Here is a 24105-nt window from a genome sequence, read left to right on the forward strand (position 1 = left end):
GTTAACCGTAATTATAATTGCCCCCCGATGGGGGGGCAAGGAGATTGCAGTTAGGTTTTTTACTTCAGCAGATCGCTAACCTGAGTAATATCTAAGACATCCGGTTATAAAATCGGGGTAAATGCGGTTCGGGGAATTGGTGATGCTTAGGCGAATTTGGCAGGCGATCGCGAGGTGGTTTCAAGGTTTATTTGGCGGTGGGCGCAGTCCAACACCGCTCCCTGTTCGCAAGGAACCGCCTAAATCCCTGACCGATACCGATTATGATTTTTTGTTTGGTCAACTGCTCGAAGGCGTTAGTCATGGCTGGCAGCGGGAGCGGGTTTTGCAATTTTTTGCCGCCCTTAAAGGTCGTGCGACTGCGGCTGAATGGGTGGCGTGGCTGCGTGGCTTTGGAGAAAGGGTGCTGGCGTCTCCCGCACCCAACAACGAATTAGCTTCAAGAATGGTGGCGCTGGGCGAACTTGGCGTTGGGGAAATAGGAGATGTTGCCATAGATATTGGGATGCAACTGCTGATGCGGCAACCTGGCTACCAAGCGGCACAAGATCCCTACGCCGCAACCGAGGATGAGGATGGGGATTTTCGCCCCATCTACGAGTACGAACAAGCTCCAAGCATGGGAGACGAAAGCCAGGAAGCTCCACAACCCCAACAAGTGACTCTAGATGAGTTGTTGGTAATGTTGCAGCAAGATCCGGCTTTAGTTGAGCAAATAGCTTCTCAATTGCAAATTGATACAACCGATCCACAAGTAATTGTTGAGGAACTGGTTAGGCAATTCGAGGCTGCAAATCAATCGACTGTGGATGAGGGGGGGGAAGCCGCAACAGCGCCTGCTTACGAAGGGGAGGATGACCCTTGGAGGGAAGAAGACGCTCCTAATATCCGCCCCATCTACGAGTACGAGGAGGCACCAAGAAGCGAAGATGAAACCATCCTCCCAGGCTTAGCGGATGATAATCCGGACGATCCACAAGCAAAACAAGTCAGCCTTGATGAGTTGTTGGTAATGTTGCAGCAAGATCCGGCTTTAGTTGAGCAAATTGCTTCGCAACTGCAAATTGAGACAACCGATCCAGAAGCGCTCGTTGAGGAACTGGCTAGGCAATTCGAGGCTGCAAATCAACCGACGGATGATGCACAAGGTTGGTTTAATCAAGGAGTTCAGCAGTACGAAGCTGGGGATTTGGAAGGAGCGATCGCGAGCTACGATCGCGCCCTAGAAATGCAGCCAGATGCTTATGTAGCTTGGAACAACAGGGGCATTGCGCTATCTGACTTGGGACTTTTTGACAGTGCGATCGCGAGCTACGATCGCGCCCTACAAATCAAACCTGACGACCACGAGGCTTGGAACAACAGGGGCCTTGTACTATCTGACTTAGGACGTTTTGAAGAAGCGATCGCGAGCTACGACCGCGCTTTGCAACTCAAACTCGACGATCGCGAAGCTTGGGCAAATCGGGGTAATGCTCTATCTGGCTTAGGACGCTTAGAAGAAGCAATCTCTAGCTATGACCGCGCCTTGCAATCCCAGCTAGACTCCTGGCAAGTCTGGATTAACCGAGGCGATGCAGCCTTCGGTTCAGCTCACTGCGATCCTTTGCTTACTTCCTACAGTGAAATAGCCCAGCAAAACCCAGCGGTGAACCAGCGTGGCTATGAGGGGCAATTAGCAAGTTATGAAGAAGGGTTGAACTATGTTCGCCAAGACACCGACCCTGAAGGTTGGGGTAAGTTACATCAGTCTATCGGCTTGGCGCACTACAATCGAGGCCGACTAGAACCACAACCCCGTTCCTACTGGCTCAACGCCGTAGATGAGTATCACGAAGCTCTTCAAACCCTCACAGAATCAGATTTCCCCGAAGCGCATCTAGAGGTTTTGCAAGACCTGATACAACCGCTTTTGGGTTTGGGCAAAACTGGTGAAGCACAAGCATTAGGGCGGCGCGGTTCTGAGTTGTTGCGGTATCTGCTGAGTGACCCAAATCTATCTGACTATGCTAAAAACCAACTTACGCTCAAATTTGTCGGTTTTTACCAGTTGACGGTTGATATAGCCGTTCAGTCTAATCAACTGGTACAGGCGTGGGAGATTGCAGAGCAAGGGAAAAATGCCTGCTTGGCTTGGTTGATAGATGGCATTAATACAAACGTGGGGCTAGCTAGTTGGAATAACATCCAGCAACTGCTCGATCCTTCAACAGCTATAGTTTATTGGCATCTCAGCCCTGCTTCTCTTACCACTTTTATTCTGAAACACGACGCACCAGAACCAATCGTGTTGGGAGATACCCATTTATTCCAACAAACTGGCGTTCTCAGCACTCAAGATAATCTACCAGCATCGTTCAGACAGTTGTACGAACTGGAAGAGTGGGTAAAAGATTGGAATCAACAATATCAGGAATATCGCAAAAATAAGCAAACAGAAGCAGTTGCTAGTTGGCGCGATAATTTGACAGATAGTTTAGGCAAGATGGCTCAAATACTTAATATTGAAGCCATATTGCCAGAGATAGATGATGTGAATCAAGTGATTTTGATTCCTCACCGCGATTTGCACCGCTTCCCGCTGCACGCGCTATTTCCAGAGAAGTTTGCTATCTCTTATCTACCCAGTGCCCAAATTGGCCTGAATGTTGCGAGGTCTGGATTTAGCCAGCCCATAGAACAAGGACAACTACTTAGTGTAGAAAATCCTAAGAGTGCAGGTCAGCGATCGCTCGTACATGCTGAACTCGAAGCTGCTGCGATCGCCCAGATGTTTGACAATCCTACCCGCATTGCTAATACCGCAGTAACGAAATTAGCGGTAGAAAATGCTTTACAAGCTGGCTACAATATCTTTCATTTCACGGGTCATGGAACCTACAACTCCATCACTCCCAGCCTGTCAGCCTTAGCATTATCCGGCAAAGATCGGCTGACAGTAGAAGATATTTGCCGTCTGTCGCTGGGTGGCTATCAGTTAGTCTCGCTTTCCGCTTGCGAAACGGCTGTAACTGGCAACCAAACTATTACTACAGAATACGTTGGTCTTGCAACCGGCTTTATGCGTGCTGGTGTTGCCCATGTTGTCAGTACTTTGTGGACGGTGCAAGCAGCCTCTGGCGCTTTACTGATGATTCAGTTTTATAAGTTGATTAAAGAGGGCGCCAAGCCAAGAGAAGCGCTAAAACAAGCACAGATGTGGCTGCGTACCGTCACATACAGTCAACTCGCCGACTGGTATCAAGACTTGGCGGGTCAGCTAGAGGAAAGCGATCGCAGTGCTAGTGCATACCTGGGTTTTGAAGCGCTGATACTTCAAGAAAACCCAGATAAACTGAATTCGCCAGAGCCGCCTTATGCTCATCCCTATCACTGGGCAGCTTATACGATTTCTGGGTAATGGGTAATGGTAGAGTTTTGAGTTGTGAGTTATGAGTTTTAACTTAATAAGTACTTTGTTCTAACTCTTGGCTCCTAACTCTTAACTCTTAACTTTTATCAATTCCCAACTTCTTATGTATTCATCTCGCACAGTCCAAAGCATTTACACTGATGGAGCCTGCACTGGCAACCCCGGGCCTGGTGGTTGGGGCGTTGTAGTTTATTTTAGTGATGGCTCTATTTATGAAATGGGCAATTCTGAAGGCCATACCACGAATAATAAAATGGAGATGCAGGCGGCGCTTGCTGCCCTGAAACTCATCAAAACTCTTAACCAGCAAGAGCCTGTCATTATCTACACTGATAGCGAATACGTGATCAACGGTATTACTAAGTGGGTTAAAGGCTGGAAAAAGAAAGGCTGGAAAACATCCACAGGTACGGCAGTACTTAACAAAGACCTTTGGGAAAAGCTGGATGAATCTAATTCCAGGCTGGTTAAGTGGCAACACGTCCGGGGTCATGTTGGAATTGTAGGAAATGAACGCGCTGATGCGATCGCGAGGGCTTATGCTGCTGGGAAGACTCCATCGCTGCAACAAACACCAGTAGATGTGGCAGTTGTTACAGGAGAAACCGACAGGATCGAGATGCCATCAGGCACGCTGCGCGAACGCCAAACGTTACAATCTAGTAACTTATCCTCAGACCCCCCTACCCTGGATTTTGTCATGGTGGATTCTACCGCTTCCATTACAACCGATACCCTTGACAACATACCCCGCGAGGCAAGGGTCGTCCAACTCCGTAATTTAATAGAAACTATGCGAGTTGCTGATGAAATTGCCGCTAAAGGCTATTTCATAACTAGCTCTGAATTAGCCGATTTGATGGATGTCAACGCCAGTGCTGTCACAAGTCGCGGTGACGAATGGCGCTGGCGTAACTGGATTGTGTCGCGGGTGAAGCGCGAAGGTAATCAGATTCTCTGGCAGTTAGAGCGTTGGGATTTGCAAGTTAACCCTGACGAGTCGGATAATTCCGACCACGCCACTGAGTAGGCGCACTGATTGCAGACAAGAAAATCCGCAAGACGGCTAAAGGATCTGCCAGAGGGGAAAGGTAAAAGTAAAAGGGTAATTTTGAAAGGCCAAAAGTCTTTGGTTTGCCCTCGTTCCCAGGCGGAGCCTGGGAATGCTTAGTTTCCAGGCTCTGTTGGGGAATGCTTTTGCTTTCATAAGAGGGAGCGATCGCAAACAGCAAAAGTATGCGAATCGTCAGCAAAAACAAGTTCAACCCCAATGCTGCGGTGACTGGTGCTGACACATTCCCCAGCAAACGCCAAGAAAGCAGAACTAGAGAAGCCAGTAGGGGTATACCTTGGACAGACAGAAGCAGCCATAAATCGCCCCAAACCTGCGCTTTGGAGGACGCATCTTTGAGATCGAGCGATCGCCCCCACTCTTTCCAAGTTTCAGCTGCGCCCTCATACATCCGCACCTTCAACACCCTAGCGCCATCTAGAAAACCCACTTTAAAGCCAGCAGAAGCTATATTTCGAGCTAAGGTGACATCATCGCAAAAAGATGACCCAGCGCTGATATATCCGCCCACTTGGGCTAAAACTGATCTGCGGCACAAAAAGCACTGACCGTTAGCCATCACCCGTTCTGGTGAGTCGGGGTTGGTACCGCTGGGGTCAAACCTGTAAAGCAAAGTCATTAATAAGGCTGGTTGCAGCCACCACTCTCCTGGATATTTGAGGATGAACTGAGGCGAGAGGGAAACTAAATCATAACTCTCAGCTTCAGCTATTTTGACTAAGCCAGCAACTAAACCCGGCGTTGGCTGGGTATCTGCATCTATCCCCAAAAACCACTTACTCTGCTCAGAACTGTACAGAAAACCGTTATGCAATGCCCAAGGACGCCCCACCCAGCCAGAAGGGAGGGGGTCGTCGGTAATTAGACGAAAGCGGGGGTCTTGCTGTTGGGCAGTTTTGACTAATTCAGGGGTACCGTCCTGGGAGTTACTGTCTACGACAATAATCTCCCGGACTTCATAGCTTTGGCGACTTAAGCCAGACAGACACGGAAGTATGCGCTTTGCCTCATTTAGAGTTGGAACTACTACACTAACGGCAGCCAACATTTCTGGCGTCGGGGTCTGGGGTTCTACGGGAGGACGACGAGAAGGCCCTTTAAGCAGGCGTGACAATAGTATGAATGCTGCTGGGATTTGGATAAGCAGCAGCGCGATCGCGATCGCCCCCTGTACTGTAAGCCAATAGCTCACTTCACCCCTACTTTGACTGGTTCAACTGTGACTTCTGGCTTGAAGCTGGCGCTGGTTTCCGCTAATGCTTCTTCTACAGATACAGGTGCAGCCATCCACCAAAGGATCGTTGTAGGGACAATGCCTATTAACACACCCAAGAGTACTGGTACCCAAAACCCAGATGCAACGCTCAATATTGCTGCATAGCCGAAGTTACTCAGATATACTGCTAAGGGCAAGCCCAAATTTGAGCGATTCAATACAACTGTTGGCTTGTTTCTCCACAAGAATGCGGCGATAGACGTAAATACCACGCCAGTACCAAACCAACCAGCAAAGTTTTGATAGGGCATTCCAAAAAATCCACCTGGCTGTTCCCATAACCAGAAACGGATGCTTGTCTGGCTCATAGCAGGGTCAAGCACAAAGTCCCAGCAGGTGAGAAGCAAAGCACCCAGCGCGATCGCTCCCACTTCGCTTACCCAGGTTGACTTTTGACCAGTCTTTAGACCTGCGCGAGCAATTAAATAGGAAGACAAGCCAAGATAAAACCACGATAAGGGAATCGTGAAGGGCACTAGCCCAGCAATTTTGTATCCTAAACCGCTCAGATAGGCGTAGTGACCAAAGGGAAATCCCGTACTCGTTCCCAGTAGTTCGCTGCCCAAAGATAGAAAAACAGACGGTAACATGAAAGTCAGCCAGTGCCACAGCCCTAGCGTCCGGTAAGCGTAAATGGCAACAGCGGCGGTTCCCAAGAGGATATAAACCACCCCGCCAAGGGACATACTCCACTCAAAGACGGCGGGTCCCGCTGGCGATGAACTCAAAATTACATCGGCATTCGGTACAACTATCAGCAGCCCCGCCAGTCCAAAGGCCATTGATACAATATGCCCAATCATGCAGATGCGCTCGACAGTGACAAGTTGCTTCATTTGAAATACGACTCGATATCTTCTTAATAGTAGTTTACAAATGTTTGTCAACTACCCGGTCTTGGGGTGTGCCCCTATATATTTGGCTGGCAAAGAATTGGCCTAAAAAACCACGTTATAGCAATAAAATTTGACGATCGTCGGGATTTAAAGCTAAAATTGATAGTGCGAACGGGGACTAACATTGAATCCCTATTAGGGATTGAAATACCAACCCCCAGTCTTGCTAGCGGCTTTTCAATGAACTTGCAAGTCGGTTGCAAGGAAAGCTGGGAAAGCACTCCTGGCATTTCACCCGACGCTATCGGCAAGAGCCGCGCTGTACCAGACATGACTTTATTTGCTCGTCAAAACGCGAATATGGCGCTCCGCCCCGTTCAATACCGCGATATAGATGCGATAGAACGGCTTGTTGCGCTTGAGTTGGAGGCAGGCAATGCCAGTTCCTCAACAGCTCTGGTGGATAGGGAGTTACCGAAAGTAAGACAGTGGTACGGGCCACTGAAGTTTTTGAGTTTGTTTCCCAACCCCTTGCAGCACGCATTCTGCGTTTATGTGGCAGAGCAGGATAACCAAATTAAGGGGATTATCCAAGTTTTACCCTTCAATCGCAACCGCAGAACCTGGCGAGTAGAGCGAGTGCTGGTGGATGGGACAGATAGCGATCGCGACATTGGTTCGATGATGTTGCGCCACTGCTTCGAGACGATCTTGGAGGGCCACACTTGGTTGTTGGAAGTCAATATCAACAACAAAGAAGCTCTAGCTTTGTATCGGCAGAATGGGTTTCAGCCTCTAGCGCACATGACGTATTGGGCGATCGCTCCAGAACTGCACGATCAATTAGCCCAGCGGGAACCAGATTTACCTAACTTGCTGCCCGTAAGTAATGCTGATGCTGCGCTGCTGTATCAATTGGATACAGTGGCCATGCCGCCTCTAGTGCGTCAGGTTTTTGACCGCAGCAGCCAAGACTTCAAAACTAGCTTTTTGGGCGCTTTTGTGGATGGTTTGAAGCAATGGTTCGGCAACACTCAAACCGTCAGCGGCTATGTATTTGAACCTCAGCGCAAAGCGGCGATAGGTCATTTTCAGGTGCGTGCTTGCCGTGATGGTTCCCAGCCGCATATTGCTCATCTGACGGTACACCCAGCTTATACATGGCTGTATCCTGAGTTGCTGTCTCAAATGGCCAGGGTTATCCAAGCTTATCCGGCTCAAGCGTTACATCTAGCTTCAGCAGACTATCAGCAAGAACGGGAAGAATATTTAGAACAGTTGGGCGCAGAACGCATCGAACACACCCTGCTGATGTCTCGTTCTGTTTGGCATAAGCTTCGGGAGGCAAAGCCAAGCGCCTTAGAAGCCCTACAGTTGGCTGAGATGCTCCAAAGTCTCCAGCCATCGCGCAAACCCATACCCAGCCGTATTTCGTGGCTACAGTCGCTACCTAAGAACTCAAACGTTTCTTCGGCGAAGGATTTATCGAAATCGGTATCTCCGCCGCCTGCAAATGCGATGTCTGAGGACGCAGCACCGCCGCCAGAGCTGCCAAATGTTAGGGAATAGCTAATTAGGTTCATGGTTGATTGTTGATAGCCATGAACTATAAAAATGAGCAAATTTGAGTTTTGAGTACAAATGCCTGAAATTTCGGCACTGGGGTTGGATGTCGGTAGCAAGCGTATTGGCGTTGCTGGATGCGATCGCTCTGGTTTGATTGCTACTGGTTTAACTACAATTGAGCGCACTACCTTAAGTCAAGATATAGAGCAACTGCGATCGCTTATCATCGAACGTGGAGTGCAGGTGCTTGTAGTCGGTTTACCTTACACGATGGATGGGAATCTCGGTTCACAAGCGCGATCTGTGCAGAAATTCACCCAGCGTGTGGCAGCAGCTCTCAAATTGCCTGTAGAGTATGTCGATGAGCGGCTAACTTCATTTGAAGCTGAAGAATTATTGAAAGCCGAACAGCGATCGCCTTCTCGCAACAAAGGTTTAATTGACCGCAAGGCGGCTGCGATAATTTTACAGCAGTGGTTAGAGGATCGGCGAGCGAAGCCAGCGCCTAGTTTGTGAACAAAAAATTAGTGGGCGATCGCGCTTGAAAAATTGGCGATGATGAGAATTGCATTAAAGTTTCGCGATCGCAGGCTATCAATACCAAAGCGCAATTTCTTTCTCGCCACTAAGCGCTACAACCTACAGACTGCGTTTTTCTTAATCTTGCCAATCTCCATCCCGCGCAAAACACCAAATTAGATGGTATTATGGGAGATTGCTGCATTCTAGATATAGACTTTATCCATGACCCTGACGCAACAGCGCAAACACGAACTTATTAACGAGCATCAAGTCCACGAAACCGATACTGGTTCGGCGGATGTCCAAATCGCTATGCTCACAGAACGCATCAATCGCTTGAGCGCCCACCTAAAGAGCAACAAGAGCGATCATGCTTCCCGGCGCGGACTTTTAACAATTATTGGTCGCAGAAAGCGCCTGTTGGCCTATGTTCAGAAAGAAGACCTGTCTCGCTATCAAGCTTTGATTGCTAAACTGGGCATTCGCGGCTAGAGAGCATAATACTTTATGTCTGACGAACCAAAAAGCGTTAGCGAATCTTCCCAAAAAGATCGCTTACCGTTCGAGAAAGGCAAAAATCGCAAAAAAGTAGCTAAAACTCCCCCATCTGCACCTGCTACTGCTGCAAAGCAGACACAGCAAACAAAAGTCACAAAAGACGAAATGACAATTCCAGATGTGGTGAGCAAGCGCATGGCACGCCGCATGGCGCTGCTGTGCGGCGTTCCCACGTTTCTGGGTATGTTAACTTTTGTCGCCAGTTATGTAATCGTTAGCCACCACTGGCTCAAGTTGCCCAACATCGCAGTTCTCCTCGTGAGTATGGGCTTTTTTGGCTTAGGTGTGTTGGGGTTGAGCTATGGAGTCCTTTCTGCTTCTTGGGATGAAGAGAAACCAGGGAGTATTGTAGGGTGGAACGAGTTTACTACCAACTGGGGACGAATGACCGCAGCATGGCGAGGGGCGCGGCAAAAGGACGTTAGTAGTTAGTTGATTGTTCATTGTTCATTGCTCATTGGTGGCTACCATGAACCATGAACCATGAACTATAACCAATGACCAATGACCGCACAACAAAGGACTAGAAGATGGGTAGTACAAATGCACAGATATTCATAAATATCTGTGCATTTGTACTACCCTAGCCGCAGGCGAATTCTATAAAATCCCAGTTGTGCGCCAATGACCAAACAAATAACTTCACAGGGAATTTAACATGATTGTCGTAATGAAAAGCGGCACTCCAGAAGCCGAAATTGCTCGTCTTACTGGGGAACTCGAAACTTGGGGCCTGACACCTGAAAAGATTGTTGGGAAGCATAAGGTGGTAGTCGGTCTGGTTGGCGAGACAGTTGACCTAGATCCACTACAGATTCAGGAAGCCAGCCCTTGGATTGAAGAGGTGCTGCGCGTCGAAAAGCCGTTTAAGCGGGCGAGCCGCGAGTATCGCGGTGGTGAAGCAAGTGACATAGTAGTTAACACTCCTAACGGCGCAATCCACTTTGGCGAACATCAGCCTTTGGTAACTGTGGCTGGGCCTTGTTCGGTGGAAAATGAAGAAATGATTGTTGAGACTGCACGCCGCGTTAAAGCTGCTGGCGCTCAGTTCTTGAGGGGCGGTGCTTATAAGCCTCGGACTTCGCCTTATGCTTTCCAAGGTCATGGCGAAAGTGCCCTATCGCTTCTGGCGGCTGCGCGTGAGGCGACTGGTTTGGGTATTATTACCGAAGTTATGGATGCATCTGAACTGGGTGTAATAGCTGAGGTAGCTGATGTCATCCAAGTCGGTGCCAGAAATATGCAAAATTTCTCCCTTCTGAAGAAAGTAGGGGCGCAGGATAAGCCTGTGTTGCTGAAGCGCGGGATGGCGGCGACAATTGAAGATTGGTTGATGGCGGCTGAGTATATTTTGGCTGCTGGCAACCCGAATGTGATTTTGTGCGAACGGGGTATCCGCACGTTCGATCGTCAGTACGCTCGGAATACTCTGGATTTGGCGTGCGTACCCGTGTTGCGATCGCTCACTCACTTGCCAATTATGATTGACCCCAGTCACGGTACTGGCCGCGCGGAATATGTCCCAGCAATGGCACTAGCGGCGATCGCATCAGGCGCTGACTCCCTGATGATTGAAGTCCACCCCAACCCAGCCAAAGCTTTATCTGATGGCCCTCAGTCCCTCACCCCAGAACGTTTCGACCGTCTGATGCAAGAGATGGCTGTAATTGGTAAAGCAGTGGATCGCTGGCCCCAACCCGCTGTTGCTCTAGCCTAGTACATTACAAATCAAAAACAAAAAGACCCGGCTGAATCCAGCTGGGTCTTTCTGTTTAGTAAAAAAACGGGTTAACCTGGTATCGATTAACCCGCCAGTTTGGGAACGCGCACAGATCTTACTTTTGCAGAACTAGCTTAACGTTGGCATTTTGCAGACCACCGCGCTGCTTAACTTCTGCCAAGGTCTTGTTAACTGCATACTTCTGGTTGATCGAGTTGATCAGTTCAGTTTGGTTGTGCTTTTTGGCAACGCCCCACAGGTCGGCAATCAGGTCAAAGGAACCATCAGTGTTGCGAGACCAGCCCAAATCATATTCGCCTTCGAGAACTGCAACCAAGTCTGCACGAACGCGCTGGCCATTGTAGCCGCGTACATCTGCTTCGCTCTTGACGGAGATGCCCAGGTCGCGCAGAGAAGCCTTCAGGATTTCGGCATCGGTGATCTTGGTCCGCAGGGTGCTAAAGTGAGACATTCGGATTTCCTCCAGTAGAGATTGAAGATATACGACAACGTGGTTTTTTCGGTCGCGCCGCCTTATGAGAGAATGGGCGGCTTTTTTTGTAGCTGCTAGCAATTTGCTAGCCTTTCCTCCTGTTGGGAGCAGGAGAAAGCCTTTAGAACTCCAGTCGCTGGTACTCCGCGACGGAGGATGCAGCAGGTCGCGCTCGCTGTCTGGCCCAGTCCCGCAGGGCCGTCACCTGCTCGGTCATTGTCCGCGACAGTGGCAGAGTTGCTTTAATTGCTGCAATAATGTCCAGTTGGGTAAATTCCCGCTCCTGGGCAAACGCTTCGTACATTGCTGCAATTAGCCCCTGCTCAATTTCTGCCCCAGAAAATCCATCTGATACCTTGGCCAATTGTTCGAGGTCGAATCGCTCAAGTTCGCGCTTCCGTTTGGCAAGGTGAATTTTGAAAATTTCTTTACGCTCTTCGGCATTAGGCAGGTCAACAAAGAATATTTCATCAAAGCGACCTTTGCGGAGAAACTCCCCAGGCAAGCGTTCCACACGGTTGGCAGTTGCCATCACGAACACTGGCGAAGTTTTCTCTTGCAACCAAGTGAGGAACGAGCCAAAGATGCGGCTGGAAGTACCACCATCTGAATCCGCTGAACCTGATGTTCCCGCAAAAGCCTTATCTAATTCATCAATAAAGAGGATTGCAGGAGAAATCGACTCAGCCGTTTTTAGGGCGCCACGTAAGTTTGCTTCAGACCGCCCAACCATTGACCCATCATACACTCGACCCATATCCAGGCGCAGGAGAGGTAGTCCCCAAAGGCGGGCGGTTGTTTTCGCAATCAGCGATTTACCGCAGCCCGGTACACCCAAGATTAACATCCCCTTCGGTTGAGGCAGGCCATATTCCCTAGCTCTTTCTGTAAAAGCATTAGAGCGTTGTACTAGCCAGCGTTTCAGCTCTTCTAGCCCGCCGACAGCATCTATAGTCTCATCTTCTTCTATGTACTCTAAAATGCCATTGCGACGTATTAATTGCTTTTTCTCAGAAAGAATAATATCTACTTCTGCTTCTGTCAAACGCCCAGTTTTGACATGTGCTTTACGATAAACTTTCTCCGCTTCATCTCGCGTCAGACCCAACGCAGCTTTTAGCAGCTTCTCGCGAGTTTCCGTTGTAAGACGACGATTGCGAGTTTGATCTAGCTGATTTGACAAAACTTGGTTAAGTTCCGTTAGATCTGGTAAGGGGTAGTCTAGTACCACCACTTCTTTTTCTAGCTCAATAGGAACTTGTTGCACTGGCGACATCAGAATTATTATTTTCTGCGTGCCTTTAAACGACGCGATCGCATCCCTTATCCAGCGCGTTACTTCAGGTGAGTCCCTAAAGGGGTGTAAATCTTTAAATATAAAGATACCGGGATCGCGCTGCCTAATTACCCACTCAATAGCCGCCTGTGGCGAGACAGTATTGTGTTGAGTTACATGGCGCGGTTGGCCGTACTCGACAATTCCATGCGTTAGCGTCCAAACAAAAACTCTTCGCTGTTGGGGCCGATTTTGAGCAATCGTGGCAATTGTTCGTTCAGCCCGCTCTTCCTCAGAGGTAACGAGGTAGATTAGAGGATATTGAGCTTGTATTAGAATATTTAGCTCTTCTTGCATAACCTTCGACCTATTTAGAGACGGCTCAACAACTGCCAAAACTCACCGAACACCCGAGCTAACTGTGCCTGCCTTAGCAGGGAACTAGATTTTCCTTTGGAAGCTTTTCAGCGAGTATACTTGGCTGATTTTCTAAGGTAACCATTTCTCCTTCTTGCAATACTACTGACGTAGCGCATTCAGGACAGCTATAGACTCGGTGCGTTCTTCCGTAGGATGCCTCTACTTCATCGACCAACTCTGGATGAGCCAGGTAGAAAGCTATTGCTCTTTCGACAATTGTTGACATGGTTTCCGTATCAACAGCTGCTCGAATTTTAAGCTGGCGATGGAGTTTTGGTGGAAGATACAACGTAACCTTTTGCTTATCTTGCATATAACTCTCAGTCGTTCTACCCGGGTATAGTAATTAGCTTATGGGCTTTACTCCTGGCTGTCAATACCTTAAGCCAGTATGACGTCAATATCTTAACATTCTGTTACATTCCGGGTGACGATCGGGAACTGGCGGATGAATGAAAGATACAGGCAACGGGGAAGTAAGTCTGCCAGGTAGCTTCGCCATTGCCGAAAAAAGGCACAGAGGAAGTAGGTTTGCCAGTGTCTATTACTTACTACATCTGCAAAAAAGATGCCGATGCTGGGGGGAGGTCTACCAGCAAAATACAAAGTGTTCCTACAGATGGGGTTTATGCCACCCTAAAGAACGAGCAATTGCTTAGTAAATTTTTGATTATGACTTGTGCCTTAGCAAAGGTAGCCTTTGGTTTTGCACTTGCTTTAAGCGTCTCCAGTTGCCAACCTTCCGAAAGAACTGCATCAGGAACCTGGAAAACCTATAATAACCAGCGTTATGGCTTTGAGTTTCCCTATCCCAGTAACTGGGTGGCGTCACCCATGCCCGATAATCGGGATGGGCAAGCATTTAGCGATCCGCAGAACTCAGCCGTAGAGATCCGCGCTTGGGCAGGTCAGCGCTTGCCCGACAATGGAAGTTTAGGCGCATATTACACCCGCAGAACAAAAGGCCATAAAAAAGATCGCCCAAAACATTCAAAACAGAACTTGACAACCAAGCAAGGGGTGACAGGAGAACTGCAAGTAGACATAAATTCAGACACCAGTTTTATGACCCTGACACTTAGACAAGGGCAAATACAGTACAACTGGCAAGGGCGATCGCCTAGCCAGGAATTTCCCGACTACTACCGCTTCTTCTACTACATCGCCACTGAGTACCGAGTCCCACCACCTCCGAAATAACATCCTCAGAATGCTGGCGCAGCTGGGATGATGGAGCAGAAATAGCTGCTTAATAGATTATTTGACAAAAGCTTGTAACGTCTATTGCCACTCTGCTTCAACGCTAAACCTAAAGTTATGGATAAGCGCGTATCTTTAACATAGGATCGGTCTGATCGCGATACTTTATCCTTTCAAGTCATCCAATTAAGCAATTTTTCCTTATCATCAGTGCCGTTACAACCCATGTCCTCTGAAACCGCATCCCCTCAAAATGTGTCCCCAGAATCTCAAATCTTACGGATTTTGATTGTGGAAGACGACCCGATGATGCAGCTAGGCTTAGAGCAATCATTAGCTGCTCACCCGCAGTTCAATATCGTGGGACAGGCTGAAGATGGCTACTTAGGCGTCGAAGCGGCGCTTAGATTAAAGCCAGATTTAGTAGTAATGGATATTGGGTTGCCGCGCCTAGACGGTATTGCCGCCACGCAGCAGATTAAAGCAGCGCTACCTAATGTTCGCGTAGTGATGCTGACATCCCACACAACTGAAACTGAAATTATCGCTGCTCTTTCTAGCGGTGCAGACGCTTACTGCATCAAGGGAGCGAGTGTAGACAGATTGCTAGCAGCGATCGCCGCTGCTCAAGAAGGAGCAACCTACCTCGATCCGCAAATTGCACGACGAGTCATTGACAATCTCAAACCGCCATCTCCCAACAGCAACATCGCTAATTTATCCCAGCGAGAACTAGAAGTGCTGAAACTGATGGTAGACGGATTAAGCAATCCAGAGATTGCAGCTAAACTCTACCTCAGCCCCAACACCGTAAAAACTCACGTTCGCGGAATTATGAATAAATTATCAGTTGACGATCGAGTTCAGGCGGCTGTTGTAGCGCTCCGTAGCGGGCTGGTGTGAATAGGCTAAAGATTATAAATTCCTGTAATTAAAAATGGGGATTTTAGCTCAACATCAGGAATAGGTGACGCTAGGGCAACTTATAAGCAAATTTTTGGCTTTTTCCCCATTAATTTATTTGTTTTGCACTCTTTTTCCCTCTGCCCAAATCCCTTAAAAACACAGGGTAAGAAAAGGTAAGAGATTATTACTACGCAAGGGGTAATGTAAACCAAAAAGTTGCTCCGGCTCCGATGCTGCTTATGACGCCAATTTTGCCACCGTGAGCCTCTGTAATTTGGCGGCAAAGATATAAGCCTAAGCCGATGCCAGTCGAACGTCTAGCATGAGAGCCACGAACATAAAGTTCAAATAAGCGATCGCTCGCTTCTTGGCTCATACCAACCCCATTATCTTCAATGGTGCAGTACATCATCTTTTCCTGTACTTTGGCTGTGAGAATCAAATGAAGTCCAGGGGGGTTGTGGTTCAAAGCATTGCTAAGCAAGTTTTCAAACACGCGCCGCAACTGAAGAGGATCGGCATTTATGAGAGGTAAATTTTCTGGTACGAGATTCGTTAATGTTGCTTGATTTTTAGCTAACAATGGCTCGAAATCTTCAACAATTCCATTCACTAATTGGCTTAATTGCAATGGTTCTTGCTGGAGTACTACTCCCTTAATTTCAGCAGCATGAACATCTAGCAGGGAGTTAATCATGCTAAGTTGGCGATCGCTACTTTGAACCATCCTCTCTAAAATGCGACGATCTACTGGGATGGAAGATGGGGGATTAGCAATTACCGATGGAGATAAGTCTTGCCGAGTTCCTACTTCGCTATTTAGTAAATTCTTTAATACCATTAACCAACCCATTACAGGAGTCCGCAAATCGTGGGTGACTGCGTGTAAAAAGATATCTTTTACCTGATTAAGTTCCTGAAGTTCGGCAACTGCTTGTTCTAACTGAGCTGTTCGCTCTTTTACAGTACGATCCAAAGTAGCAGTAAGAGCTTGCTCTTGTTCGTATAGTTGGGCTTGATGAATAGCGATCGCTACCTGCGTTGCCAATTGCTCTAATAACTCAATTTCCATTTGTTTCCACTGGCGCGGTGATGAGCATTGATTAGCCACTAAGACGCCAAACAAATCCTCGCCTAGCATAATTGGTACAGCAAGAGTAGCCTTGATTTGATGTTGTCTATAATGTTCGGCAACTGTGGGAGGGACTTCTACCTCGCTTGTGTCGTCAACTACTCGGACGCGATCCTCTTCAAATAAAGTTTTAACTATGGAAAGATGGCTGCCATCTTCAACTTTCCATCCTAGTATAGATGGCCAAAAAGAATTAACAGATTCGGCAAGCACTTCACCACAAGAGTGAGTATTAATTTTACTGATGTAGACGCGATCGCATTGCAGAAATTCTCTAATTTCCTTAACAGTAGTGTTGAGAACTTCATCCAAATTAAGACTGCGGCGAATACGCTCTGCAATTTCTGCCAAAAAGCGATCGCGTTGGGCAGCAGCTAGCAATTGCTCCTCGAAAAGCTTACGGCTAGTTATATCGTGACTTACCGCTAGCACGCACTTACTACCATCAAATTTGATAACTTCTGCTGACAGCAACGCTACGCGCACTTCACCTGACTTGTGATAAAACTGATATTCCTGATTGCGAACTACTCCCTCACGATCCAAAAGATTTCTGAATCTAATGCGATCTTCTAAATTAACCCAGATACCTAAATTCACACTTGTATTCCCGATCGCTTCTTCGCGCTGGTATCCGGTACTCCATACAAAACTATCATTTACGTCAATATAACGGCTTTCTTCTAATGTAGTAATAGTCATAGGATCGGGGCTAGAACGAAAAGCACATCTGAATTTTTCTTCAGACTCGCGCAGCGCTACTTCCCTAGCTTTTCGCTCAGTAATATCGTGGTTGATAGCCAACAAACACTTAACACCATTCAACTCGATTATTTCTGCTGAAAGCGACCCTACCAACACGTCGCCCGACTTACTGCGAAACTCAAATTCAAGGTTGCGGACAAACCCCTGCTTTTGCAACAGATGTTTTAGTTTGTTACGCTCTTCCACATTCACCCAGATATTTAGGTCAAAGGCGGTTCTTCCTATCGCCTCATGACGTTCGTAACCGCTGGCGCGAACAAAATTATCGTTTACTTCAATATATCGACCGTCTTCTAACGTGCTGATGGTAATAGTATCTGGGCTAGAATGGAATGCTTTAAAGAACTTCTCTTCAGACTCGCGTAGCGCTTCCTCGGCTTGCAACTGTTCGGTAATATCAAAAGCTGCACCAATTACGCCAGTTACTTCCGGGTTATGGTTTTTAAGCGGGCGATACCAAGATTCAAATGCTGAACCGTTTATTTCTACTCTAGAAGTGAATTCTTCACCATTCAGAGCGCGGCGACTGTTTTCTAATATTTGCGGACTGTCAGAAAACACCTTAAACACGGACGAACCAACAACTTCACCAGGCTTTAGTCGCAGCGCCTCTAGTAGTTCGCCTTCTGAAAAGGTGAAAATCCCTGCGGCGTCTAATGCCCATAGGGTAATGGGTGCATTGGCAACAACAGTGCGAAGACGTTCTTCGCTTTCTTGAAGAGCTTTCTGAGCGCGATCGCGTTCGGCAATCTCAATTTTAAGTTGAGCGTTAGCCTCCCTTAGCGCCGCTGTCCTCTCTTCAACTCTCAGTTCTAATGCTTCGTTGGCTTGTTGCAGTGCAGCTTCCACCTGTTTGAGATGAGTAATATCTCTCCCAACCGACTGGAATTCAACAAAGTTGCCAGAGTCGTCAAATATAGCGCGATTAGTCCATTGCTGCCAGCGAATTTCTCCTTGGATTACTACCTGATGCTCAATCGTTTGTACGGGATTTTCTAAGTTGAGAATGGCGAGCGATCGCGCCACTTTTTCTCGATCTTCTGCACAAAGAAGCGCGAAAAAGCTTTTCCCGATTAGCTCTTGACGTTGTTTGCCAAAATAGCGACAGTGAGCTTCGTTGACGAAAGTAATAGTGCCATCTGGCAAAAAACGGCTGATAAGTTCTGTCTGATCTTCAACGATCGCTCGATAGCGTGCTTCTACCTTAACTCGCTCTGTAATGTCGTTGCCAATACAAAGAATTTCGCTAAGTTCGCCATTTTCATCCAGAATTGCTTTGTTAGTCCACGCCACCCAAACACTTTGCCCGTTGCGACAAATATTTTCATTTTCATTTCGCTTGTACTGCTCTGGGTGATGAATAATATCTTGTATCGTGGCGTATAAATCCCGCCCGGAAGTATCTTTCTGTGGAACAATTGTTCCCACAGCATTTTGCCCTAATATCTCCGCTTCCTTGTAACCGAAAAAACTTTCTGCGAATTCGTTGAAAAATGTAATTTTGCCCCTCTTATCCAATCGCAAAATAATGCTATTTGCGCTTTGGACGAGTTCCCGATACTTAACTTTTTCCTCTAGTAATGCTTGCTCTGTGTGCTTGGCTTTATCAATTTCTTGGCATAATTGCTCGTTAGCTTGCCTTAACTCAGATGTGCGTTCCTCAACTCGGATTTCTAGCTCGTCTTTAGCTTTCTTCAGCGCTGCTTCTGTCTGTCTAAGAGCAATAATGCCGCCAATATTAGCTGCCATCGTAGTTAAAACGGCTTCTTCATCTTTGGACCATCGGCGCTCAGAATGGCAATCATCAAACCCGACAAAACCCCAAAGTTTTCCGCTAACGGGAATGGGAACAATTAATATCGATAAAATACCCTGTGGTTCTAATAGTTTCCTTTCAATATCTGATAGCTCTCGCGTTAAACCACTGCTGGTTTTTCCGTGAGTAAGAGCGTCTTCCCATCTGCTGATGTCAAAAGCATCTCTTGTAAGGTTCTGCAAGTTAGGATTATTTATTTCAGTGCTGACACTAGAATGTGCCCATTCAAACCGCTGGCTTACTGAAGTTTCCCCTGTTTGCGGATGAGGATGAATCTCCAAAATATATACTCGATCCACACCACTTACTCGCCCTAGCGTTGCTAAGGCGAGATTGATTCCTGTGGCATAATCACCGCTCGTCAGCAGTTGGTTAGTTGCAAGGGCGACACCTTGCACGAGGCTTTGTTCAGACCGTTCTGCTTCAGGCAACTCAAATTCTACAGGGCGCGGAATTTGAATTTGGCTTCTAGTTTGCTCCACCTTTTACCCTCGATTTCAGCGGTCAACTCGATTTTAGATTGTAGATTCTAGATTTGCGATCGCTGTTGTTTTTCCTTAATCCCCCCCAAGATGGGAATCTAAGATTGCTGGGGGGATTGATCGACGAGCAAAGTTTGATATACTAAGAATCTGAAAATAAGGCGACATAGCCAAGTGGTAAGGCAGAGGTCTGCAAAACCTCCATCCCCCAGTTCAAATCTGGGTGTCGCCTCTTAATCGAGTAAACCTACTAAATCTCCCTCACCGGGAATTACCTCACCGATAGCATAAGCAGCGATCGCTTGTGATTCAAAATAGGTAATGGTTTCCTCTGCCTGCTCTGGTGGTACGAGTAGGACAAACCCAATGCCCATATTGAAGGTGTTGAACATGGAATCGCGGCTAACGCTACCTTGTTCGGCTAACCATTGAAAAATTGGTGGAATATCCCACGCTTGGGAATTAATCTGGATAGATTTACCTGGCGGAAGACACCGAGGCAGATTTTCTGGCAACCCGCCACCCGTGATGTGCGCCATACTGTGGATGGTAATCCCAGCCTTGCGTGCTGCTAGAACGGGTTTTACATAGAGGCGAGTCGGAGTTAACAAGACTTCCCCTAAACTTTTACCCTCACTAAAATCAACCTTGTCGTGTAAGTTAAAGCCGCGATCGCTGACAATTTTCCTTACCAGGCTGAAGCCGTTGCTATGAATACCCCCGCTGGCTAAGGCGATCGCTACGTCCCCTACGTTTACCTGGGAACCATCTAAGATCTGGCTTTTTTCTACAATTCCAACGCAAAAACCTGCCAAGTCATACTCCCCAACTTGGTAAAAACCTGGCATTTCTGCTGTTTCTCCACCCAACAGCGCACACCCCGACTCGCGACATCCCCGCGCCACCCCATCAACAACCTGAGTTAGCTGCTCTTGGTTCAGCTTGCCGCTGGCTAGGTAGTCCAAGAAAAATAAGGGTTCTGCTCCGCACGTTAAAACATCGTTTACGCACATCGCCACCAAGTCGATACCTACTGTGTTGTGGCAATTCATATCAAAAGCCAGCTTTAGCTTCGTGCCTACACCATCCGTCCCTGAGACTAAAACAGGTTCGTTGTAGCCTGTGGGCAACTGAAACCAACCGCTAAAGCCGCCAAGTCCACCCAATACCTCTGGCCGATGCGTGCTTTGCACCAGACTACGGATTTTGTGTACAAAAGCCCGACCTGCCTCTACATCTACACCTGCTTCTCGATAATCCATAACTACCAAAAGAATGAGCGCCGCTCGACAGGTGTTATTTTACGCCACTGCTATCCCAGAGTGAGCGATCGCGAAACTGCGCTATTTTATCCCTGCATTCTGATAAGAGATCTCAACCTATTCCGATGGCTTCTTTTATCACAATTTTATAAATGGCAGACTTACGTCAATTATGTAAAGTTTTGTTAAGTTTTTTTAAAAATATGACAATCAGCCAATCAGGCAAAAACTCAGATGCTAAGGGGGATGCACCGAAAATCAGGGGGTCAAATTTCGATGAATTTGCGCCTAAATCGTGGTAAATACCGATCCCCAAGCTAGAAACTTCATGGTAGTCTGTTGCAGTTCCACAACCAGGGTGGAAAACGGAACGAGTACGAGTTAGCTACACAGTTGAGCTGTTTTGCCAGTCTACCTGCAATGCTCAACCTCGACTTTCAAGTAAGTTTCACACCGGACACATGAATTATCGATTTTGGAGTAGCCTTATTGCTGCCTTGTTAACTACTGCCTTTGGTGCCACATCACCCAGTCATGCCGAAACTGCCCAAGCCGTTAACTTTTCAAGAGTAACGCCGTCGGCTAAATCGGTTCTTAGCAAGCGAGGCGTAGGCAAGATTGTTGTGCAACAGCCTGAAGTTTTTCAGGTGGCACAAGATCGGCCCCAACAAGCAACTGAGGACAACCAGGCAATTGCTAAAATCTTGGCTCATAGCTTAGATGGGCAGCAGGCGGCAACGCTGTATGTCCGCAACATTCCAGTTTTGACGTTTCTAAGCCAGAGTATCGACCCAAGTGGGCGTATCAAGATGGGAGAAACTGGAGATGGCGGGCGGAGCGTTTCAAGAGCGAGGCGTAATGCTGAAAAGCCTTGGAAAGGCGTCTTACAGCCAAAGGAGATGGAGCAGCTCCCTGGAGCGTTGGATAGTAATAAGCCTGAAGAAGATCCGGTACGCCGTGGAGAAGCAGTTGCGGCGCGGATCAACGAACTGAGTCGAAAAAAGGTCGATGCTGAGACAATAAACGTTAGTTGGAAGAGCGGGCGTACCTACGCGATCGCAGTAGCAGGCGAAGAGTTAGTACAGATAGACGCTAAAACAATTTTGGCAGATACCACCCATAACGAAGCTAGGGATGCGCTGCAAGCAACAAATAGACTCCGCCGCCTCATAGGAAACGCTCTACCGCTGAGAGCGATCGCGCGTACACCTAACGCCCGATTGGTAGATAAACCCGTAGTTAGTGCGGTAGATAGATTTATACTTCCTACACAACCAAGGTTCGTCGAAAGGGTTCGTTACCAACTTCGTGGTTTAGCATCTTGGTACGGGCCTGGATTTGATGGTAATCGCAGTGCCAGTGGTGAAATCTACCGCCAGAATCGTATGACCGCTGCCCACCGCAGTTTACCCTTTGGCACGAAAGTGAGGGTGACAAACCTCAAAAATGGTCGCTCTGTAGTTGTGCGAATTAACGATCGCGGCCCTTTTATAAGAGGCAGGGTTATCGATCTCTCAGTAGCCGCCGCCAAAGCTCTAGGATTTATGAAAAGTGGCGTCGCGCCTGTGCGGATCGATGTTTTAGGCAAGCAACAGGTAGTTTCTGTTGATGAAAACTAGCTGAAACCCTCAAAATTTATCAGTTACCAGTGTTGAGCGATGAGTTAAAAGAAAAGAGTGATGAAAGTGGTCGATCTTCCTCTTTTATTCAATACTTAACGCTCAACACTATTGAAGGGGGGTTTTGTGCGTCTGTTTAAAACAACAGCAGGGATGCGCTGCTACTTGGGTTTGTATGGGCACAGCAAGAAAATCGGCTTTGTGCCTACGATGGGAGCTTTGCACGTTGGGCATCTTAGTTTAATCCAAGGTGCAAAGGCGCAGAATGATATCGTCATTGTCAGTATTTTTGTCAATCCGCTACAGTTTGGCCCAGCAGAGGATTTTGATAAATACCCGCGCACGTTTGAACAAGATTTAAAACTGTGCGAACAGAGTGGGGTTGATGCAATTTTTGCTCCCACCGCTGAGGAATTATATGGACTGGGGACTTGGGATAAAGGGGTAGTAAATGCGAATCCCCAATTGCCCATAACTGTGAGCGTTGTTCCCCCAAAAAGCATGACAGATGTTTTGTGCGGGCGATCGCGTCCGGGGCATTTTCAAGGTGTGGCGACCGTTGTAACTAAGCTGCTTAACATTATTCAGCCTACAAATGCCTATTTTGGCCAAAAGGATGCTCAACAGGTGGCGATCGTGCGGCGTCTGGTGGCGGATCTGAATTTGCCCACTGAGATTATGACTTGTCCGACGGTACGCGAGACATCGGGACTGGCTTACAGTTCGCGCAACCAGTATCTCAACCCTCAACAGAAAGAGCAGGCGTCTGTTTTATATCGGGGATTGCAACAAGCTGAAAATGCATTTCGAGCGCAGAAACGCGATCGCGCTAGTCTACTTGAGGCGGTAAAGACAGAATTAGCCCTTGTGGCAGATGTACAAATCGAGTATGTTGAGCTGGTTGACCCAACTACATTAATGACTTTGGACAAAGTTGACGAAGCAGGGTTGCTAGCGATCGCCGCCCGAGTCGGCTCTACCCGCTTGATTGACAACATACTACTCAGAAACCGCCAGCCGATTGTGGCCATTGATGGCCCAGCCGGAGCGGGAAAATCTACTGTAACCCGTAAACTAGCACAAGCTTTGGGTTTGCTTTATTTGGATACGGGCGCCATGTATCGTGCGCTAACGTGGCTGGTTTTACAATCTCGAACGAGTGTAGATGATGAACCTGCGATCGCGGAGTTAGCAAGTTCTGCCCATATTCATCTAACTACTGATAAAGATACCCAAAATCTGACCCGCGTCTGGATTAACGGTCAAGAAGTTACCCACGAAATTCGCAGCCTAGAAGTCACTGGAAAGGTGAGTGCAATTTCCGCTCAGGCTGCTGTACGTCAGCAACTTGTAAAACAACAGCAGCTTTTAGGTAAGCAGGGGGGTATCGTCGCTGAAGGACGCGATATAGGAACCCACGTTTTCCCCGACGCCGAAGTTAAAATTTTCTTAACTGCTTCGGTACAAGAGCGAGCGCGTCGCCGAAGGGAAGACCTAAGCCGTCAAGGGCAGCCACTGGTGAGCCTAGAGCAGTTAGAGAAAGATATTAGCGATCGCGACCTTAGCGACAGCACCCGCACTATAGCGCCTCTGCGAAAAGCCGCCGACGCCATCGAGATTCAAACAGATGGTCTTAGTATTGCTGAAGTTACCGAGCGGATTGTCAACCTGTACAAACAGAAGCTGTTTTTGTCTCAACCCGATTAATCGAGCCGAGACAAGAGCGATCGCTCTTCAGAGAAAAAAAATTGCCTTTTTACACCGGAGACTCT

At 47.7% G+C, this 24105-nt stretch carries 18 protein-coding genes and 1 tRNA gene; 12 read left to right on the forward strand and 7 right to left on the reverse strand.

Features of this window, described 5'->3' with window-relative positions:
• The first annotated feature begins 142 nt into the window (after nt 1–142).
• Entirely contained in the window at nt 143–3400 is a 3258-nt protein-coding gene (locus H6F77_RS17245) for a CHAT domain-containing protein (RefSeq protein WP_190489779.1), read from the forward strand.
• A 115-nt stretch (nt 3401–3515) separates the two neighbouring features.
• Nucleotides 3516–4442, forward strand: coding sequence for a ribonuclease HI (gene rnhA, locus H6F77_RS17250; RefSeq protein ID WP_190489780.1), 927 nt, complete (start codon nt 3516–3518; stop codon nt 4440–4442).
• Here the strand turns inward: rnhA and cruG are convergent.
• Together cruG and cruF are read right to left on the reverse strand one after the other, a co-directional pair.
• Nucleotides 4399–5676: a 2'-O-glycosyltransferase CruG gene (gene cruG / locus H6F77_RS17255; RefSeq protein WP_190489781.1), complete on the reverse strand. Its 1278-nt coding sequence runs from the start codon at nt 5674–5676 to the stop codon at nt 4399–4401. The genes rnhA and cruG overlap by 44 nt on opposite strands.
• Nucleotides 5673–6596: a gamma-carotene 1'-hydroxylase CruF gene (cruF, locus tag H6F77_RS17260; RefSeq protein ID WP_190489782.1), complete on the reverse strand. Its 924-nt coding sequence runs from the start codon at nt 6594–6596 to the stop codon at nt 5673–5675. Before cruF ends, cruG begins: the two co-directional genes overlap by 4 nt.
• Before the next feature lie 330 nt (nt 6597–6926).
• Here cruF and H6F77_RS17265 point away from each other — a divergent pair, with 330 nt between their 5' ends.
• The 5 genes from H6F77_RS17265 (at nt 6927) to aroF (ending at nt 10959) form a co-directional block, all read left to right on the forward strand.
• Nucleotides 6927–8165, forward strand: coding sequence for a GNAT family N-acetyltransferase (locus tag H6F77_RS17265; protein ID WP_190489905.1), 1239 nt, complete (start codon nt 6927–6929; stop codon nt 8163–8165).
• Nucleotides 8166–8237: 72 nt separating this feature from the next.
• Nucleotides 8238–8678, forward strand: coding sequence for a Holliday junction resolvase RuvX (ruvX, locus tag H6F77_RS17270; protein WP_190489783.1), 441 nt, complete (start codon nt 8238–8240; stop codon nt 8676–8678).
• 228 nt (nt 8679–8906) lie between these two features.
• Complete coding sequence (rpsO, locus tag H6F77_RS17275) at nt 8907–9176, forward strand: 30S ribosomal protein S15 (RefSeq protein WP_190489784.1); 270 nt, start codon at nt 8907–8909, stop codon at nt 9174–9176.
• Between the two features lie 15 nt (nt 9177–9191).
• Nucleotides 9192–9674 carry a PAM68 family protein gene (locus H6F77_RS17280; RefSeq protein ID WP_190489785.1) on the forward strand — a complete coding sequence of 161 codons (483 nt, stop codon included), beginning with the start codon at nt 9192–9194 and terminating at the stop codon, nt 9672–9674.
• 226 nt (nt 9675–9900) lie between these two features.
• A complete protein-coding gene (gene aroF / locus H6F77_RS17285; protein ID WP_190489786.1) occupies nt 9901–10959 on the forward strand; it encodes a 3-deoxy-7-phosphoheptulonate synthase in 1059 nt (352 codons plus the stop codon).
• A gap of 118 nt (nt 10960–11077) precedes the next feature.
• Here aroF and H6F77_RS17290 read toward each other — a convergent pair whose 3' ends face one another.
• From H6F77_RS17290 to H6F77_RS17300, 3 genes are all read right to left on the reverse strand, one after another.
• Nucleotides 11078–11434: a DUF1257 domain-containing protein gene (locus tag H6F77_RS17290; protein ID WP_190489787.1), complete on the reverse strand. Its 357-nt coding sequence runs from the start codon at nt 11432–11434 to the stop codon at nt 11078–11080.
• A gap of 142 nt (nt 11435–11576) precedes the next feature.
• On the reverse strand, nt 11577–13088 hold the full coding sequence (gene ycf46 / locus H6F77_RS17295) for a stress-responsive protein Ycf46 (protein WP_190489788.1): 1512 nt from the start codon (nt 13086–13088) through the stop codon (nt 11577–11579).
• A 73-nt stretch (nt 13089–13161) separates the two neighbouring features.
• Complete coding sequence (locus tag H6F77_RS17300) at nt 13162–13464, reverse strand: slr0373 family blue light stress response protein (RefSeq protein WP_190489789.1); 303 nt, start codon at nt 13462–13464, stop codon at nt 13162–13164.
• A 188-nt stretch (nt 13465–13652) separates the two neighbouring features.
• On the opposite strand from H6F77_RS17300, the gene H6F77_RS17305 reads away from it, so the two are divergent.
• Complete coding sequence (locus tag H6F77_RS17305; RefSeq protein WP_199321388.1) at nt 13653–14351, forward strand: hypothetical protein; 699 nt, start codon at nt 13653–13655, stop codon at nt 14349–14351.
• Nucleotides 14352–14576: 225 nt separating this feature from the next.
• Nucleotides 14577–15254, forward strand: coding sequence for a response regulator (locus H6F77_RS17310; RefSeq protein WP_190489790.1), 678 nt, complete (start codon nt 14577–14579; stop codon nt 15252–15254).
• 190 nt (nt 15255–15444) lie between these two features.
• On the opposite strand, the gene H6F77_RS17315 is transcribed toward H6F77_RS17310, so the two are convergent.
• Nucleotides 15445–19452 carry a PAS domain S-box protein gene (locus tag H6F77_RS17315; protein ID WP_190489791.1) on the reverse strand — a complete coding sequence of 1336 codons (4008 nt, stop codon included), beginning with the start codon at nt 19450–19452 and terminating at the stop codon, nt 15445–15447.
• A 160-nt stretch (nt 19453–19612) separates the two neighbouring features.
• On the opposite strand from H6F77_RS17315, the gene H6F77_RS17320 reads away from it, so the two are divergent.
• Nucleotides 19613–19684: transfer RNA gene (locus H6F77_RS17320), tRNA-Cys, on the forward strand.
• A 1-nt stretch (nt 19685) separates the two neighbouring features.
• Here the strand turns inward: H6F77_RS17320 and purM are convergent.
• The gene (purM, locus tag H6F77_RS17325; RefSeq protein ID WP_190489792.1) at nt 19686–20714 is read right to left on the reverse strand and encodes a phosphoribosylformylglycinamidine cyclo-ligase; all 1029 of its coding nucleotides are present in this window, start codon (nt 20712–20714) and stop codon (nt 19686–19688) included.
• Between the two features lie 461 nt (nt 20715–21175).
• Between purM and H6F77_RS17330 the strand changes: the two genes are divergently transcribed.
• Complete coding sequence (locus tag H6F77_RS17330; protein ID WP_190489793.1) at nt 21176–22333, forward strand: septal ring lytic transglycosylase RlpA family protein; 1158 nt, start codon at nt 21176–21178, stop codon at nt 22331–22333.
• A gap of 126 nt (nt 22334–22459) precedes the next feature.
• The gene (locus H6F77_RS17335) at nt 22460–24040 is read left to right on the forward strand and encodes a bifunctional pantoate--beta-alanine ligase/(d)CMP kinase (protein ID WP_190489794.1); all 1581 of its coding nucleotides are present in this window, start codon (nt 22460–22462) and stop codon (nt 24038–24040) included.
• Nucleotides 24041–24105: the final 65 nt, after the last annotated feature.

The organism is Microcoleus sp. FACHB-831, from assembly GCF_014695585.1.
Lineage (GTDB): Bacteria > Cyanobacteriota > Cyanobacteriia > Cyanobacteriales > FACHB-T130 > FACHB-831.

Coding starts and splice junctions, on each gene's coding strand:
- H6F77_RS17280 (WP_190489785.1), top strand. CDS start 9,192: ATGTCTGACGAACCAAAAAGCGTTAGCGAATCTTCCCAAAAAGATCGC.
- H6F77_RS17245 (WP_190489779.1), top strand. CDS start 143: ATGCTTAGGCGAATTTGGCAGGCGATCGCGAGGTGGTTTCAAGGTTTA.
- cruF (WP_190489782.1), bottom strand. CDS start 6,596: ATGAAGCAACTTGTCACTGTCGAGCGCATCTGCATGATTGGGCATATT.
- ycf46 (WP_190489788.1), bottom strand. CDS start 13,088: ATGCAAGAAGAGCTAAATATTCTAATACAAGCTCAATATCCTCTAATC.
- rnhA (WP_190489780.1), top strand. CDS start 3,516: ATGTATTCATCTCGCACAGTCCAAAGCATTTACACTGATGGAGCCTGC.
- H6F77_RS17300 (WP_190489789.1), bottom strand. CDS start 13,464: ATGCAAGATAAGCAAAAGGTTACGTTGTATCTTCCACCAAAACTCCAT.
- H6F77_RS17265 (WP_190489905.1), top strand. CDS start 6,927: ATGACTTTATTTGCTCGTCAAAACGCGAATATGGCGCTCCGCCCCGTT.
- H6F77_RS17330 (WP_190489793.1), top strand. CDS start 21,176: ATGAATTATCGATTTTGGAGTAGCCTTATTGCTGCCTTGTTAACTACT.
- aroF (WP_190489786.1), top strand. CDS start 9,901: ATGATTGTCGTAATGAAAAGCGGCACTCCAGAAGCCGAAATTGCTCGT.
- H6F77_RS17290 (WP_190489787.1), bottom strand. CDS start 11,434: ATGTCTCACTTTAGCACCCTGCGGACCAAGATCACCGATGCCGAAATC.
- H6F77_RS17310 (WP_190489790.1), top strand. CDS start 14,577: ATGTCCTCTGAAACCGCATCCCCTCAAAATGTGTCCCCAGAATCTCAA.
- rpsO (WP_190489784.1), top strand. CDS start 8,907: ATGACCCTGACGCAACAGCGCAAACACGAACTTATTAACGAGCATCAA.
- purM (WP_190489792.1), bottom strand. CDS start 20,714: ATGGATTATCGAGAAGCAGGTGTAGATGTAGAGGCAGGTCGGGCTTTT.
- ruvX (WP_190489783.1), top strand. CDS start 8,238: ATGCCTGAAATTTCGGCACTGGGGTTGGATGTCGGTAGCAAGCGTATT.